Genomic DNA, 13,819 nt, shown 5'->3' with positions numbered 1-13,819 from the left:
AGGCGGTGGCGTCCCATGAACTACCGCCACTCATTCCATGCCGGAAACAGCGCCGATGTCGTGAAGCACAGCCTGCTGATCGCCCTCGTGCGGGCGCTGCAGCAAAAGCCGAGTGCGCTGACGATCATGGACACCCACGCCGGCTGCGGGATTTACGATCTTCACGGCAACCAGGCGAAACGCACCGGCGAGGCAGCGCAAGGCGTATTGCGAGCCTTTGCCGATGCGAGCCCCTTGCTCGACGACTATCGCGCTACGGTACAGGCGGTGAACCTCGGGCCGGAGCCGCGGCTCTATCCCGGTAGCCCGCGCATTCTGGCGCAGCTCTTGCGTGAGCAGGATGTCCTGATCCTCAACGAGAAGCATCCGGAGGATGCCAAGGCGCTGCGTGCCGCGATGCGGGACACGTCCGCCGCGGTGCATCAGCGCGACGCGTATGAGCTGTGGCTGGCAATGCTGCCGACCCGGACGCCGCGCGGTGTGGTGGTGGTCGACCCGCCCTACGAACAGACGGACGAACGCGCACGGATCACGGACACGCTTGCCGCTGCCCGGCGCAAATGGGCGCATGGGGTGACGGTGATCTGGTATCCGCTGAAGGATCGCGCCACGCATGTGCGGTGGAAGCAGCAGCTGCGCCGGCTGGGCATACCCAAATTGATGAGCATCGAGCATTGGCTGTATGATGCGGAGCAGCCTGGCATTTATAACGGCGCAGGTCTCTTCATCGTCAATCCGCCCTACGCCTTCACGCAGACGCTGCCGCCTCTGCTTGAAGCCCTCCGTGTTACGCTTGCCCCGGAAGGGCAGAGGGGAGAGATCAGCTTCGAGTGGCTCGGCAATTGAGGCGAGACCTCTACCAGAGATGCGACACTTCCTCGCCGAAGTGACAGGCAGGCCAGGTGGCTGCGCCGATATGTGGGGCAAAACTGGTTAGGCGGCAGCTGGCGAAATCGGGTCGTCAACCGCATGTCGCCTTTTGGGTGCGCCTAGGTCGCGAAAAGCATATCGTCGCTGGCGAAGGCCTTCATCTCCAGCGCATTTCCACTCGGGTCGCGGAAAAACATCGTCGCCTGCTCGCCGGGCTGGCCCTTGAAGCGGATCGTCGGGGGGATCGCGAATTCGACGCCTGCTGCAGTCAGTCGCCCGGCGAGTTCCTCCCAGTCCTCCATTTTCAGAACGATGCCGAAATGCGGCACCGGCACGCCGTGGCCGTCGACGTGATTGGCAGCGCGATCGCCTGCCTGGCCCGGCGCGAGGTGCGCGACGATCTGGTGGCCGTAGAAGTCGAAGTCGATCCACTCATCGCTGCTGCGGCCTTCGGCACAGCCCATGGCCTGGCCATAGAATGCGCGTGCGGCGGCGAGATCGTCGACGGGAAAGGCGAGGTGGAAAGGGCGCAGGCTCATGCCACTCGTCTAGCGCTGAAGTCGCCGGTCGCAAAGCCGCAACGTTCATCCTCGACAGGCGGAAGCTGAACCTCTACCGCGCCGACAGCGAAAGGTGGGACGCGCATGAAACTCGTGATCGGAAACAAGAATTATTCCAGCTGGAGCCTGCGCGGTTGGCTAGCGGCGAAGCAGTCGGGCCTGTCGTTCGAGGAAATCATCGTCCCGTTGTTCGGCGAGAACTGGGAAGCCGATCGCAATGACGGCCAGATCCGGCCTTCGTCCGGCAAGGTGCCGCTGCTGTGGGACGGCGAGGTCGTTGTCTGGGACAGCCTCGCGATCATGGAATATCTCGCTGACAAGGTCGGACGGGACCGCTTCTGGCCCAAGGATGACACGGCGCGCGGCATGGCGCGATCGATGGTCGCGGAAATGCACTCCTCCTTTGCCAATTTGCGCGGCGAGTGCCCGATGAACGTACGCAAGCGCTTCGACGGGTTCGAGCCGAGCGAGGCTTGCAAGGCAGACATCCTGCGCATCCTCGGCCTCTGGGCAGAAGCTCGCAGCCGCTTCGGCAGCGGCGGGCCGTTCCTGTTCGGCACTTTCGGCGCGGCCGACGTATTCTTTGCCCCCGTCGTGTCGCGGTTCATCACCTACCAGATCCCCGTACCGGGCTTTGCCATCTCCTACATGGAAGCGGTGTGGGAACACGAATGGATGCAGGCCTGGATCAACGCGGCCGAGGACGAAGAATGGGTCATCGAACAATACGAAACAGTGGGCTGAACGTAATTGCGGCGGCGGCTGCGCTCGTTATTCCCGCGCAGGCGCAGGCCTGGGGTTTCTATGCGCACAACGTCACCGCCGAAATCGCGCTCGAGAATGTGAAACCCGAAACGCGGGTGAAGATTGCGAAGCTGCTGCGCGCGGCGCCGCAACTGGGAACGCCGGGGTGCGCGCTCAGGACGCTGGGCGATGCCTCGACCTGGCCCGATTGCCTGCGCGGCGAGAGCTGGCGCTGGGGCTATACCTTCGCCTGGCACTACCAGACCGAGCCGGTCACGCAGGACTATGACGTGCGCAAGAACTGCAGCGGCGGCAATTGCGTCTCCGCTCAGATCGAACGCAACCAGCGCATCCTCGCCGACGAGGGCCTGCCCGACAACGTCCGGCTGGAGGCGCTGGCCTTTCTCGTCCACTTCATCGGCGACATTCACATGCCGCTGCACTCGGGCGATTTCGAGGATCGTGGCGGCAACGACCGGGTGACCGATTACGGCATCGTGCCGAGCCTCAACCTCCACTGGATTTGGGATGGCCCACTGGCAGAGCGTGCCATCACCAGTGCGCAACCCTCGCTCGTCCGGCGCTATTCGGAAACCGAACGGGCTGAGCTCGGCGGCGGCGACGCGGCGGTATGGGGGCGCGAAAGCTGGGAAATCGCCAAGGGGTTTGTCTATCCCGAGGCCTTCGACTGCGAACCTTGCGAAGGCGCTTTGCCGAAGGAAACGGCGCTCACGCAGGACGATATCGAGCGCGCCATTCCCATCTCGCAACGCCGCGTGACGCAGGCAGGCATCCGCATGGCCGAATATCTCGATGCGGCCTTTGCGCCCGGCCCCTTGCCGGAACCGCAGCGCAACTAGGGCAGTCGTTTTGTCGGATAGCGCGTGCCGTCCTTGCGGGCGTAGCCTTCGGCGTCGAAGACCATGTCGATATCGGGATATTCGCCCGAATCGTCATCATCCCCCGCGCTGATGGCGACGAAGATGCACGGCTGGTCGGTTCGGTTGTGGAGGCGATGGCCGTTCTCGACTCCGGCTGCCCACGCCAGCACGTCGCCCGGACGGATCACGGTCTCGCCCTCGTCTTCGATCAGCACCGCTTCGCCGTCGAGCATGACCAGCAACTCGTCCTCGAGCCGGTGCCAGTGTCGCTGCGACGAGTAGGCGCCCGGCTCGAGCGTGACATGGCTCGCACCCATTCGGGTCAGCCCGGCGACAGGGGCGAGGCGGCGATACCAGCGTCCCTGGACCTCGGCATCGAATGGCGCGGGATAACCCGTCGCATTGGTCTGGGGGATGGCATCGAGATCGAGCTTGGGCATGGGCGCGCACTCCTGCTAGCGAGGCGTTCATGACCCAAGTCCTCGACTTCGCCAAGCGGCTGATTGCCGCGCCCAGCGTAACGCCTGCGACAGGCGCAGTGTTTGATGCGTTCGAGTCACTGCTCGCTCCGTTCGGCTTTGAGATAAAGCGTTTCATTCGCGGCGACGGCGCACCCGGGACGCCCGATGCTCCCGTCGAAAACCTCTTCGCGATCCGCCATGGCCCGCCGGGTTCAAAGCACTTCGCTTTTGCCGGGCACCTCGACGTCGTGCCTCCCGGCCAAGGCTGGACCACCGGCGCCTTCGAACCCGAAGTCCGCGGAGACCTGCTCTACGGTCGCGGCGCGGTCGACATGAAGGGCTCTATCGCCTGCATGGTGGATGCAGTTGCCGACATCCCTGCCGACGCTGGTACGATCAGCTTCATCATTACCGGGGACGAAGAAGGTCCGGCACTCCACGGCACGCGCGCGCTCATCGACTTCATGGCCGCGGCAGGTCACACGCCCGACCTGTGCCTCGTCGGCGAACCGACCAGCGTCCATCGCCTCGGCGACATGATGAAGATCGGACGGCGCGGTTCGCTCAACATCTGGCTCGAGGTGGAGGGAAAGGAAGGGCATGTCGCCTATCCCCACCTCGCCGACAACCCGATCCCGAAGCTCGTTGCGATGCTCGCTGAACTCGACGCCCTCGTGCTCGATGAGGGGAACGACTGGTTCCAGCCGTCGAACCTCGAGATCACGGACATGGAGGTCGGTAATCCAGCCACCAACGTCATTCCCTCGCATGCCAGAGCGCGCCTCTCGATCCGGTTCAATGACAATCATACCGGCGCGGAGTTGTCTGCACTCGTCACCGAGATTGCGGAACGACATGGCGGCACGGCGCGCCCCGTCATTTCGGGCGAACCCTTCCTCACACCGCTTGGCGAATTCAGCGCCATCGTCGCCGAGGCCGTGAAGGCGGAGACCGGGATCGACCCCGAGCCGTCGACCACCGGTGGCACTTCCGACGCGCGTTTCCTGCGCGCCGTCTGCCCGGTGATCGAATTCGGCCTGTGCAACGCGACGATGCACAAGCGCGATGAGGCGGTGGCCATCGAAGACCTTGCTGTGCTGGCGAGGATTTATCGCCGGATTGCGCTTGCTGCCCTTGCGCGCTGACCGCTTGCCCTGTTAGCCCTTGGCGCTGGAGACAATACGGGAGGGGTCGCATGGCCGGTACGGGCGTTGAACAGGCATTGCCGGTGGAGAAGCCGCAGTCGGCGTTGGGCTGGCTCTTTTATTACCTCTCGCGCCACCTGACCGCCTGCATTCTCGTCGGCCTCGTGTTTGGCGTAGTCGCGGGCTGGCTGGTCAATCAGGGGCTTCTTGCCGGACTCGCATCGACCGACGACTGGGCTCGCGGCTTCCAGATGCTCTCCAATATCTTCCTCAACCTGATCAAGATGCTGGTCGCACCACTCGTGCTGGCGACTATCATTTCGGGCCTCGCCCACATGGGCGACAGCAGCGCCGTGGGCCGGATAGGCGTGAGGGCGATTGGATGGTTCATCATTGCCAGCCTCATTTCGATCAGCCTCGGCCTCGTCATGGTCAACCTCTTCCAGCCCGGTGTCGGAGTCGACGTCACCGCACCGACGCAGGCTGTGGGCGAGGTCAAGAAGCTCGATTTCTTCGAGTTCATCGAGCACGTTTTTCCCAAAAACGTCATCGGCGCGATGGCCGACAACAACGTCCTCCAAATCCTCGTCTTCGCGCTCTTTGCGGGCGTGGGGCTGACCGCCATCGGCGAGAAGGGCAAGCCCCTGGTCAGGGGCGCCGAAGCGCTGGCCGAACTGATGCTCGAGATCACCGGCTACGTGATGCGTTTCGCCCCCTTCGCGGTCTTCGGCGCGCTCGCCAATGTCGTGGCGCAGAACGGGCTCGGGATACTCGTCGTCTATGCCCGTCTGCTCGGCGAGTTCTACCTCGCGCTGCTGCTGCTTTGGGCTTTGCTGCTGTTTGCCGGCTTCGTCTTCCTTCGCAGCCGGGTTTTCTCGCTGGTCCGCTATGTGCGAGAGCCGGTGTTGATCGCCTTCTCGACCGCCTCATCCGAAGCGGCGATGCCCAAGCTGTTCGAACAGCTCGACCGCTTCGGCGTGCCGCGCCGCATCTCGGGCCTGATGGTGCCGCTGGGCTACAGCTTCAATCTCGACGGTTCGATGATGTACGCCAGCTTCGCGACGATCTTCATCGCGCAGGCCTATGGCATCGACCTGTCGATCGGGACGCAGATCGCAATCCTGCTGACCCTGATGATCAGCTCCAAGGGCATCGCCGCCGTGCCGCGCGCCAGCCTGGTGGTCATCGCCGCGACTCTGGCCATGTTCGATCTGCCGGTCGAAGGGATCGCGCTGGTCCTCGCCATCGACCACTTCCTCGACATGGGCCGTACGGCGACCAATGTCCTCGGCAATGCAGTGGCGACCGGGGTCATCACCAAGTGGGAAGGTATGCTTCAGCCGATGCGCGACCCGGACCTCGACGAACCGGTCGCTCCGCATCACACTTCATCGGAAGGGCGGGCCGGCCTCAACCTCGATCCGGACGTCAACCAGTAGGCGCGGGAATAGGCGTCAGCCTCCCGGGCAGAACGCCTCGCAAACGGTGGTTCCGGAGGGCAGGAATGTCCCGCTTACACGCATCCGCACACCGTTTTCGAGCCGATAGGTAGCGACTTCGGCATGGGCGAGAGCGTCAGCCTCGACCGGGCCGCCCATCGGGAAATAGGTTGTCGTTGTGCCACCTCCGCCCCTTCGCGAGGGCGCATAGACCGGGCCGCTGCTGCCATTGCTCGAGCGCGAGGCGCGGATTTCTTCGCCAACCTGGCCCATGGCGCCGGAAATCGCATCGCCCAGCGACCTCGCGCCGCTTTGTTGCGCAGGCGCGCCGCTCAGGATGACCGCAGTTTCGGCCGCATCCTGGGCCTGAACGCTGCCTGCGGACATGATGACGATGGCGCCAAGGGCGAATGGCAAAATTCCACGCTTGATCATCTCGAGGGTCCTCCCTGCATGTCGGCCGAGACTGCGCCTTCGAAGTGTGGATGGCAAGCCGGGTGGCTCATGGCGTCGATACGGTTCGCCGATAGAGATGCCAAGTCGCATGCCCGAGCACGGGCAATGCCACCAGCAGGCCAAGAAACAGCGGCAGGATGGCGACGAAGAGCACTAGGGCAATGAACAGCGCCCACAACAGGAGAACCCCCGTGTTTGCTCGCAGGGCTGCCACGCTCGTGATGATGGCAGTGATGAAATCGACATCTCGATCGACGAGCATCGGAAGGCTCATGACGGTGATGGCATAGAACAGATAGGCGATGATCGCGCCAACGGCTCCGCCCACTGCCAGCATTGTCAGCCCGGTGCCGGAGCGGAGGAACTCCATGCCTTCACCCAATCCGGCGGACGCCACGAAGATCGCAAAGATCATGTGCGCGATGATCACCCAGAAGCTGAAGCCGACGAAGATGAAGCCGCCCATCAGGAGCAACTGCTGGTCCCCGTGACCACGCATGGCTCCCAGTATTGCGCCCCAGTCCATCGCCATGCCCAGTTCACGCCTGCGGCTGACTTCATAGAGTCCGACTGCGGCGAAAGGGGCAAGCAAGGGAAAGCCCGCGATGGAGGCGATGAGCCAGCGCGCCTGTCCGCTCACCATGAAGAGATAGTAGAGCGTTACGCCGATCGCGACATAGAACGAGGCGAAGAACAGGCCGAAGACCGGTCGCGCGGCAAAGTCGCGCCATCCCGCTGCCAGCGCCGAGACGAGGTCCGAGACCTTGAGATCGCTTGCCACCGTGGGCCGGATTCCGCCGACGTCAGTATCCATCGCATCTTCTCCCCGGACATGAAAATGCCGCAGCCGCGGCGCCGGTTCAAGTATACGTGGCTTCCTTGCGTCCCTTGGGCTTTTCCAGCACCTTCTTCTTGAAGCTGCAAAGATCGGCAACCTTGCACCGCCAGCATTCCGGCGTGCGTGCCTTGCAAACGTAGCGGCCGTGCAGGATCAGCCAGTGGTGCGCGCCCAAGCGGAAGGGTTGCGGAACGCGCTTTTCCAGCTTGACCTCGACCTGATCCGGCGTCTTGCCCTTGGCGAGGCCGGTGCGATTGCCGACGCGGAAGATGTGGGTATCGACGGCAAACGTCTCCTGCCCGAACCAGCAGTTGAGCACCACGTTCGCGGTCTTGCGTCCCACACCGGGAAGGCGGACGAGGTCTTCGCGCCGGTCGGGCACCTCGCCACCGAATTCGTCGACGAGCAATTGCGAGAGCGCGATGACGTTCTTGGCCTTGGAGTTGAACAGGCCGATCGTCTTGATGTGTTCCTTCAGCCCCTCCTCGCCCAGTTCGAGCATCTGCTGCGGAGATTTCACCTCGCGAAACAGAGCCCGCGTCGCCTTGTTGACGCCGATATCGGTCGCCTGTGCGCTCAGAGCCACGGCGACCACCAGCTGGTAGCAATTGCCGTATTCCAGCTCGGTCTCAGGCGAAGGATTGTCTTCGGCAAGCCGCCGGAAGAATTCGAAGATCTGGTCGCGGGTCATTGAAGGCAGTCGGATAAAGCTTTGAGCGGGTTATGCCAGCCTGACGTGCGCCGCGTCACTGGCGTGGCCGTGAACGCGATCGTTCGAGCGCGGCGATTTTGGCTTCGATATGCTCGTCCTCGATATCCAGCGCTTCGAGGTGCCTGCGCATGTCATCGATGAGGTGATCGCGTCGACGCTGCATGGCATCTGAGAATGCGGCGACGATAATGCCGGTCGGCATGGCAACGAATGCGATGCCCGACATGGCGAGCCCCGCCGCAAAGACCTTTCCCAGAGGGGTGATGGGCACCACGTCGCCATAGCCGACGGTCGTCAAGGTAACGGTCGCCCAATACAGCGCGCGGGGGATTGAACCGAATGCTTCGGGCTGGATGTGCCCCTCGATCATGTAAAGCGCGGTGGCACCAAAAAGGACGAGGATGAATGCCACTGCGGCGGTGATGATGAGATCGTCGATGCGGTCGGAAATCGCCCGCCACAACTCGGTGATGGCATATGAAAAGCGGCCGAACTTCATGACCGCAATCACGCGCATCAGTCGCAACATCCGAAGCATTGCGGCATCTGCGACGATGAGTGGCATCAAGGTGGAAAGAACCACGAGCAAGTCGATAATGCCCAGTGGCGAGCGGATGAAGCGCCACCGCTTGTCCCACTCACTTCCTTCGCCTTCGTCCTCGGCCGCCGCGAAAATGCGGGCGAGGTATTCCAGCAGGAATACGGTACCGAAGACGAACTCGCTCAGCAGTAGCGCGCGGTGCCAATGGGGTGGGATCGTTGGTTCGGTCGAGAGGGCCGCTGCGACAATAGCCAGGACGATGGTGATGATCAGCAGGCGGTTAAGAATGGTAAGGCGGCCGTCCGGATGCGCCCCGACGAACAATTGTTCATGCAGCTTCGTCCGCAAGCCCGCCATGTCCTCCCCTCCTGTTCCCGTCAGCTAAATACCAAGAACCTCTTCCATCCGATAGCGTCCGGCTTCACGCCCGATCAGCCACTCGGCTGCCTTCACTGCGCCGCGTGCAAATATCGCGCGGTTTTCTGCGCTGTGAGAGAGAGTGAGGCGTTCCTCTTCGCCTGCCAGAATCACTGCATGTTCGCCAACGACGGTGCCTCCGCGTAGCGAGGCGAAACCGATTGCACCGCTGTTGCGTGCTCCGGAAACGCCATCGCGACCGCTCTCACGGTTCGAAGCGAGTTCGATCCCGCGACCCTCCGCTGCGGCCTGCCCCAGCAGAAGCGCCGTTCCGGAGGGCGCGTCTACCTTGCGGCGATGGTGCATCTCGACGATCTCGATGTCCCAGTCAGGCCCTAGCCGGGATGCCGCCTCGCGCACGAGATGAGCGAGGAGGGTGACGCCCAGCGAAGTGTTCCCCGTCTGCAGGACGGGCACCGCGCGCGCGGCGTTGTCGATCGCCAGGTGATGTACGTCTTCAAGGCCGGTTGTCCCCACGAGGATCGGAATTCCGGCCCCGATCGCGGCATGGAGATTGTGCTGGAGCGCTCCCGGAGCGGAGAAATCTACCAGAACGTCGCTTGCGTCGGCGAGGCGAGCTGCGTCGCCGCCCTTGTCTACTCCGCCCGAAAGTTCGTGCCCGGCCGCGGCAATCACCATGGCAAGAGCATGACCCATCGCTCCCTCGCTGCCGATTATTCCGATCCGCGCCATTGCCACTCCTTTGTCGAAGTGGTTCATGGCCTTGATGACCGGTATTCGCAACATCGTGGTCCTGACAGGCGCAGGGATTTCCGCCGAAAGCGGGATCGATACCTTCCGCTCCGAAGGCGGATTGTGGGAACAGCACCGGGTCGAGGATGTGGCGACGCCCGAAGGCTTCGCGCGCGACCCCGATCTCGTCCTGCGCTTTTACGACATGCGGCGCGAGGCGATCCAGACCAAGCTGCCCAATCCCGCGCATCAGGCCCTGGCGCGACTTGATGCCGCTTGGAAGGGCGAACTGCTGATAGTCACTCAGAACGTCGACGACCTGCACGAGCGCGCTGGGGCGAGGCGGGTCCTCCACATGCACGGTACCCATCTCAATGCCTGGTGTACTGCATGCGACACGCGGTCACCTTGGACAGGGCCGATGATCGACAGGCCTCCGTGCCCTTCGTGCGGCGCGCGTGCACTGAGGCCGGACGTCGTGTGGTTCGGTGAGATGCCTTACGAGATGGACCGCATCTATGGCGCAATCAGGCAAGCTGACCTCTTCGTGTCGATCGGCACTTCCGGCGCGGTCTACCCCGCCGCCGGATTCGTCCGCGATGCGCGCGAACTGCGGGTGCGGACCCTCGAACTCAATCTTGAGCGCAGCCAGGGTTCGCACTGGTTTCACGAAAGTCGACAGGGGCCTGCCAGCAGGCTGGTCCCCGAATGGGTAAACGAGGTTCTAGGCGGCTGAACCGCAAGCCTTGCAGGCGGGGTCCTTGGCGATCATGAAGCTGCGCATTGCGGGCGCGGCCCCGTCGAGCAGGTGGACCTTGCCCCATTCGATCTCGCCCATGTTGCCTACCCCTGCGAGAAGGATCCGGACGGCCTGCATCGCCGCGAATGTCGCGACCCAGCCTGCCATGGCGCCGAGCATTCCATCGTCGGCGCAGGTGTCGCAGTCCTCAGCATCGAAGGCATCGCCCACAAAACAGCGGTAGCAGGACTGGCCAGGCAAGTGACCGGCAAAGGCACCGACCTGCCCTTGGAAACGACCCACAGCGGCAGAGAGCAGAGGGACACGCTCGGCCACACAGGCGTCGGAGATGGCGAGGCGGGTGGAGAAATTGTCCGTCCCGTCGAGCACGAGATCGGCTCCGATGACGAGGTCGGGTGCATTCTCGACCGTGATACGCCGGTCGCTTATCCCAACGTGCAGTCCCGGATCGAACGTGCTCACCCAGCGCTTGGCAAGAACGGCCTTCCCGTGGCCGATATCACGCATGTTGTAGAGGGTCTGGCGCTGAAGATTGGAGACATCGACCTTGTCGTCGTCGACCAACGTCAATTTCCCGATACCGGCAGCGGCCAGATACTGGAGCGCGGGCGAACCGATGCCGCCGAGCCCGACAAGCACGAGATGCTTGCCGGCGAGGGCTACTTGCCCTGCGCCGCCGATTTCGGGCAGCACGATATGGCGGGCGAACCGTTCGAGGCGTTCCGGAGGCAGGCTCACGGCGCCTGGTCTTCCACCTCGGGCTGCCGCTCTCGTCGGAACCCATGCATGCCGTTCCACCATTGCAGTGCGATCACCGCGCCCTTCGCTGGCTGGAGCAGGGCGATCATCATGACAATGGCCAATGGAATGATGATGGCGACGACGACCAGGGGCGAAAGATCGTAGTCGCCCGCCAGCAGGATCAGCACTGGCGCGAGCAGGTGCCCGGTTGCGAACATGGCGATATAGGCGGGAAAATCATCCGCCCTTTGGCCCGAGATATCGAGCGAGCAATGGGGGCATTTATCGACCGGCTTCAGCCACTTGCGGAAAATTTTTCCGTCTCCGCAGCGGGGGCAGCGACTCCGTGCACCGCGCAGGATGGCGGCCCAGATCGTGGTGGGAAGCGAATAGGCGGCGATTTGCTCGCGTGTTTCGGTCATGGAATGCCTGTTGGCAGGCCGTGGAAGGCCTGTCGACAAGTCTCAGATGGGTTCGACGTTTTTGGCCAGCGTCTTGAACCTGTTCCCGTCGGCCAGTCGCACCGTTATCGTCACTGCGCCGGTCTTGCTGACGTGGCGGTCTTCGACCTGGCCGACCTTGCCCTTGTGCGTTCCCGCAAAGACGCGGCAGTCGATCCCGTTGATGATGGAATCGACTGCCAAAGCCGTCAGCTTTCGAGCTGCCTCAGCAGGCTGCGCACATCGCCGTCCATGTCGGCATCGCGCTGGCGCAGGTCCTCGATCAGGCGAACGGCGTGGATCACCGTCGAGTGGTCACGACCGCCGAACTTGCGCCCGATTTCCGGGTAGCTGCGCGGGGTGAGCACCTTGGCGAGGTACATCGCGACCTGGCGGGGGCGGACGACGGCACGTGCACGGCGCTTCGACGACATTTCCGCGCGATCGATGCGGTAGAACTGGCACACGGTGCGCTGAATCTCGTCGATGGTGATCCGGCGGCGGTTGGCCGACAGGATGTCGGTGAGCTGTTCTTCGGCCAGCTGGAGCGACACTTCCTGCCCCGTCAGCTGGGCATAGGCGATCAGCTTGTTGAGGCCGCCGACCAGCTCGCGCACATTGCGCGTGATGGTGCGGGCAAGGAAGTCGATCACGTCTTCCGGCACCGAGAGGGGCGCGAAGCGCGACAGCTTCGAATGGAGGATCTTCTTGCGCAGCTCGATATCGGCAGCGGCAATGTCCGCCACGAGGCCCATCGACAGGCGCGAAAGGAGGCGGGGTTCGACACCGTCCAGTGCCTGCGGCGCGCGATCGGCCGCGAAGACCAGGCGCTTGCCCTCGGCCAGAAGCGCATCGATCGTGTAGAGGAGTTCCTCCTGCGCCGATGCCTTGCCGATGATGAACTGGATGTCGTCGACCAGCAGCAGGTCGAAGCTGCGCAGGCGCGCCTTGAATTCCAGCATCTGGTTGGCCTTCAGCGCCTGGACGAATTCGACCATGAAGCGTTCGGCGCTGCAGTAGAAGATGCGGCTGCGCGGATGGGCCTGAAGGAAGCTGTGGCCGATGGCGTGCAGCAGGTGCGTCTTGCCCTGGCCGGTCGCGGCCTTGAGGTAGAGCGGGCTGAACTGCGGCTTTTCCGTTGCCGACATGCGCTGCGCCGCATTGAAGGCCAGCACGTTGGCTTCACCGGTGATGAAGGCGGCAAAGGTAAGCGACGGGTCGAGGCCCACCGAAGAGGTGAAGCCGGTGTCGCCCAGCGTGTCGGCGCTGATCGCCATCATGCTGGTGTCGGCGCCGTCGTTTGCCGGGCGGCGGCCGTCGGAATGCAGGCGCAGGTCGGCGACCTGGCGGCGACCCGGATGCACCTGGATGTTGACGTGGCGCACTTCGCTGCGCGCGATCTTCCACGCCAGGCTCAGCCGGTCGGCGAAGCGGTCCTTGACCCAGTTGGCGCTGAATTCGGTCGGCAGGAAAAGGTCGAGCGTTCCCGTGTCCTTGTCGATGCCGCCGACCTGGATCGGTTTGATCCACTGGCTGTGAAGTTGATGCCCCAAATCCTTGCGGAGGCCCTGGCTGATGTCCGACCAATCGGCGGCCAAGTTAACGGCTTCGCTGTCTTCCATGAAATCGTCTGTTGCCTTCCGCTTGTGACCCGCGTGTTCTGATCCCTTACCCATCGTAGTCAAAAATCCCCCGAGCTGGCATCACCATGTGACGCAGCAATCCATCAAATCGCAGTTGTGTCGTTCGGGCAAAGCGTAGCCCTTCTCCGGAATCCACCTTTCCCGGAGTATCCCCCAAGCTGTCTGGTCATGTGAAGCCGGGACTGTCCCGTTCCCGGCTGTGAACACAGGTGTAAGTCGCACTCGGATTGAGTCGCAAGGGGGATAACTGCAAAAAAACTGAAATAATGTTGTTGACTCGCCGCAAGCCGCAGAGTTGCGTTCAACACGCTGAAATTAAACAGAAAACACGATATTGCCGACGCGAATCGTTGGAATCCTTAGAGTTTGATTGCGCCCGCGTTACGATACTGCAACGCAGCATGTCCGAGACACGACAAAAGGCCGCTGCCCACGGCAACGGCCTTGTCGAATTCGATACCCAAATGGGTGACAAGCG

The 13,819-nt window shown here is 63.1% G+C and carries 17 protein-coding genes; 6 read left to right on the top strand and 11 right to left on the bottom strand.

Annotated features, from left to right (window positions below; translation table 11 throughout):
• Nucleotides 1-15 precede the first annotated feature (15 nt).
• Nucleotides 16-846, top strand: a complete 831-nt coding sequence (locus IRL76_RS10735) for a 23S rRNA (adenine(2030)-N(6))-methyltransferase RlmJ (protein WP_200981334.1) — start codon at nt 16-18, stop codon at nt 844-846.
• Between the two features lie 143 nt (nt 847-989).
• Here IRL76_RS10735 and IRL76_RS10730 read toward each other — a convergent pair whose 3' ends face one another.
• A complete protein-coding gene (locus IRL76_RS10730; RefSeq protein WP_200981333.1) occupies nt 990-1,409 on the bottom strand; it encodes a VOC family protein in 420 nt (139 codons plus the stop codon).
• Between the two features lie 105 nt (nt 1,410-1,514).
• Between IRL76_RS10730 and IRL76_RS10725 the strand changes: the two genes are divergently transcribed.
• Nucleotides 1,515-2,174 (top strand): glutathione S-transferase family protein, encoded by a 660-nt coding sequence (locus IRL76_RS10725; RefSeq protein WP_200981332.1) that lies wholly within the window; start codon nt 1,515-1,517, stop codon nt 2,172-2,174.
• Nucleotides 2,141-3,034: a S1/P1 nuclease gene (locus tag IRL76_RS10720; RefSeq protein ID WP_200981331.1), complete on the top strand. Its 894-nt coding sequence runs from the start codon at nt 2,141-2,143 to the stop codon at nt 3,032-3,034. Before IRL76_RS10725 ends, IRL76_RS10720 begins: the two co-directional genes overlap by 34 nt.
• Here the strand turns inward: IRL76_RS10720 and IRL76_RS10715 are convergent.
• Entirely contained in the window at nt 3,031-3,495 is a 465-nt protein-coding gene (locus IRL76_RS10715; protein ID WP_200981330.1) for a cupin domain-containing protein, read from the bottom strand. The genes IRL76_RS10720 and IRL76_RS10715 overlap by 4 nt on opposite strands.
• 29 nt (nt 3,496-3,524) lie before the next feature.
• Here IRL76_RS10715 and dapE point away from each other — a divergent pair, with 29 nt between their 5' ends.
• Nucleotides 3,525-4,661: a succinyl-diaminopimelate desuccinylase gene (gene dapE / locus IRL76_RS10710; protein WP_200981329.1), complete on the top strand. Its 1,137-nt coding sequence runs from the start codon at nt 3,525-3,527 to the stop codon at nt 4,659-4,661.
• A 50-nt stretch (nt 4,662-4,711) separates the two neighbouring features.
• Nucleotides 4,712-6,100 carry a dicarboxylate/amino acid:cation symporter gene (locus IRL76_RS10705; RefSeq protein ID WP_200981328.1) on the top strand — a complete coding sequence of 463 codons (1,389 nt, stop codon included), beginning with the start codon at nt 4,712-4,714 and terminating at the stop codon, nt 6,098-6,100.
• 15 nt (nt 6,101-6,115) lie between these two features.
• Here the strand turns inward: IRL76_RS10705 and IRL76_RS10700 are convergent, their stop codons facing one another.
• The 5 genes from IRL76_RS10700 to dapB all read right to left on the bottom strand — a co-directional run bounded on the left by IRL76_RS10700 (nt 6,116) and on the right by dapB (nt 9,757).
• A complete protein-coding gene (locus IRL76_RS10700) occupies nt 6,116-6,535 on the bottom strand; it encodes a hypothetical protein (protein ID WP_200981327.1) in 420 nt (139 codons plus the stop codon).
• Nucleotides 6,536-6,602: 67 nt separating this feature from the next.
• A complete protein-coding gene (locus IRL76_RS10695) occupies nt 6,603-7,370 on the bottom strand; it encodes a DUF2189 domain-containing protein (RefSeq protein ID WP_200981326.1) in 768 nt (255 codons plus the stop codon).
• Between the two features lie 46 nt (nt 7,371-7,416).
• Nucleotides 7,417-8,085, bottom strand: a complete 669-nt coding sequence (gene nth, locus IRL76_RS10690) for an endonuclease III (protein WP_200981325.1) — start codon at nt 8,083-8,085, stop codon at nt 7,417-7,419.
• A gap of 55 nt (nt 8,086-8,140) precedes the next feature.
• Entirely contained in the window at nt 8,141-9,004 is an 864-nt protein-coding gene (locus IRL76_RS10685; protein WP_200981324.1) for an ion transporter, read from the bottom strand.
• 24 nt (nt 9,005-9,028) lie between these two features.
• On the bottom strand, nt 9,029-9,757 hold the full coding sequence (gene dapB / locus IRL76_RS10680) for a 4-hydroxy-tetrahydrodipicolinate reductase (protein ID WP_200984287.1): 729 nt from the start codon (nt 9,755-9,757) through the stop codon (nt 9,029-9,031).
• A gap of 34 nt (nt 9,758-9,791) precedes the next feature.
• Here dapB and IRL76_RS10675 point away from each other — a divergent pair, with 34 nt between their 5' ends.
• Nucleotides 9,792-10,493 carry an NAD-dependent deacylase gene (locus IRL76_RS10675; protein WP_200981323.1) on the top strand — a complete coding sequence of 234 codons (702 nt, stop codon included), beginning with the start codon at nt 9,792-9,794 and terminating at the stop codon, nt 10,491-10,493.
• Here the strand turns inward: IRL76_RS10675 and IRL76_RS10670 are convergent.
• The 4 genes from IRL76_RS10670 to dnaA are packed head-to-tail and all read right to left on the bottom strand — an operon-like array spanning nt 10,482 to nt 13,374.
• Nucleotides 10,482-11,255 carry a HesA/MoeB/ThiF family protein gene (locus tag IRL76_RS10670; protein ID WP_200981322.1) on the bottom strand — a complete coding sequence of 258 codons (774 nt, stop codon included), beginning with the start codon at nt 11,253-11,255 and terminating at the stop codon, nt 10,482-10,484. The genes IRL76_RS10675 and IRL76_RS10670 overlap by 12 nt on opposite strands.
• Complete coding sequence (locus IRL76_RS10665) at nt 11,252-11,680, bottom strand: DUF983 domain-containing protein (protein ID WP_200981321.1); 429 nt, start codon at nt 11,678-11,680, stop codon at nt 11,252-11,254. The genes IRL76_RS10670 and IRL76_RS10665 overlap by 4 nt, the downstream gene beginning before the upstream one ends.
• 42 nt (nt 11,681-11,722) lie before the next feature.
• The gene (locus tag IRL76_RS10660) at nt 11,723-11,902 is read right to left on the bottom strand and encodes a hypothetical protein (RefSeq protein ID WP_200981320.1); all 180 of its coding nucleotides are present in this window, start codon (nt 11,900-11,902) and stop codon (nt 11,723-11,725) included.
• A gap of 5 nt (nt 11,903-11,907) precedes the next feature.
• Complete coding sequence (gene dnaA, locus IRL76_RS10655) at nt 11,908-13,374, bottom strand: chromosomal replication initiator protein DnaA (protein WP_200981319.1); 1,467 nt, start codon at nt 13,372-13,374, stop codon at nt 11,908-11,910.
• Nucleotides 13,375-13,819: the final 445 nt, after the last annotated feature.

Source organism: Qipengyuania soli (assembly GCF_015529805.1).
Taxonomy (GTDB): Bacteria; Pseudomonadota; Alphaproteobacteria; order Sphingomonadales; family Sphingomonadaceae; genus Qipengyuania; species Qipengyuania soli.
The sequence above is the reverse complement of the archived record's forward strand: the minus strand, read 5'-3'. Positions and strand labels throughout refer to the sequence as shown.

What these genes read in the sequence shown, in the direction of transcription:
- IRL76_RS10735 (WP_200981334.1), top strand. Translation starts at nt 16, where the DNA reads ATGAACTACCGCCACTCATTCCATGCCGGAAACAGCGCCGATGTCGTG.
- IRL76_RS10730 (WP_200981333.1), bottom strand. Translation starts at nt 1,409, where the DNA reads ATGAGCCTGCGCCCTTTCCACCTCGCCTTTCCCGTCGACGATCTCGCC.
- IRL76_RS10725 (WP_200981332.1), top strand. Translation starts at nt 1,515, where the DNA reads ATGAAACTCGTGATCGGAAACAAGAATTATTCCAGCTGGAGCCTGCGC.
- IRL76_RS10720 (WP_200981331.1), top strand. Translation starts at nt 2,141, where the DNA reads ATGGGTCATCGAACAATACGAAACAGTGGGCTGAACGTAATTGCGGCG.
- IRL76_RS10715 (WP_200981330.1), bottom strand. Translation starts at nt 3,495, where the DNA reads ATGCCCAAGCTCGATCTCGATGCCATCCCCCAGACCAATGCGACGGGT.
- dapE (WP_200981329.1), top strand. Translation starts at nt 3,525, where the DNA reads ATGACCCAAGTCCTCGACTTCGCCAAGCGGCTGATTGCCGCGCCCAGC.
- IRL76_RS10705 (WP_200981328.1), top strand. Translation starts at nt 4,712, where the DNA reads ATGGCCGGTACGGGCGTTGAACAGGCATTGCCGGTGGAGAAGCCGCAG.
- IRL76_RS10700 (WP_200981327.1), bottom strand. Translation starts at nt 6,535, where the DNA reads ATGATCAAGCGTGGAATTTTGCCATTCGCCCTTGGCGCCATCGTCATC.
- IRL76_RS10695 (WP_200981326.1), bottom strand. Translation starts at nt 7,370, where the DNA reads ATGGATACTGACGTCGGCGGAATCCGGCCCACGGTGGCAAGCGATCTC.
- nth (WP_200981325.1), bottom strand. Translation starts at nt 8,085, where the DNA reads ATGACCCGCGACCAGATCTTCGAATTCTTCCGGCGGCTTGCCGAAGAC.
- IRL76_RS10685 (WP_200981324.1), bottom strand. Translation starts at nt 9,004, where the DNA reads ATGGCGGGCTTGCGGACGAAGCTGCATGAACAATTGTTCGTCGGGGCG.
- dapB (WP_200984287.1), bottom strand. Translation starts at nt 9,757, where the DNA reads ATGGCGCGGATCGGAATAATCGGCAGCGAGGGAGCGATGGGTCATGCT.
- IRL76_RS10675 (WP_200981323.1), top strand. Translation starts at nt 9,792, where the DNA reads ATGACCGGTATTCGCAACATCGTGGTCCTGACAGGCGCAGGGATTTCC.
- IRL76_RS10665 (WP_200981321.1), bottom strand. Translation starts at nt 11,680, where the DNA reads ATGACCGAAACACGCGAGCAAATCGCCGCCTATTCGCTTCCCACCACG.
- dnaA (WP_200981319.1), bottom strand. Translation starts at nt 13,374, where the DNA reads ATGGGTAAGGGATCAGAACACGCGGGTCACAAGCGGAAGGCAACAGAC.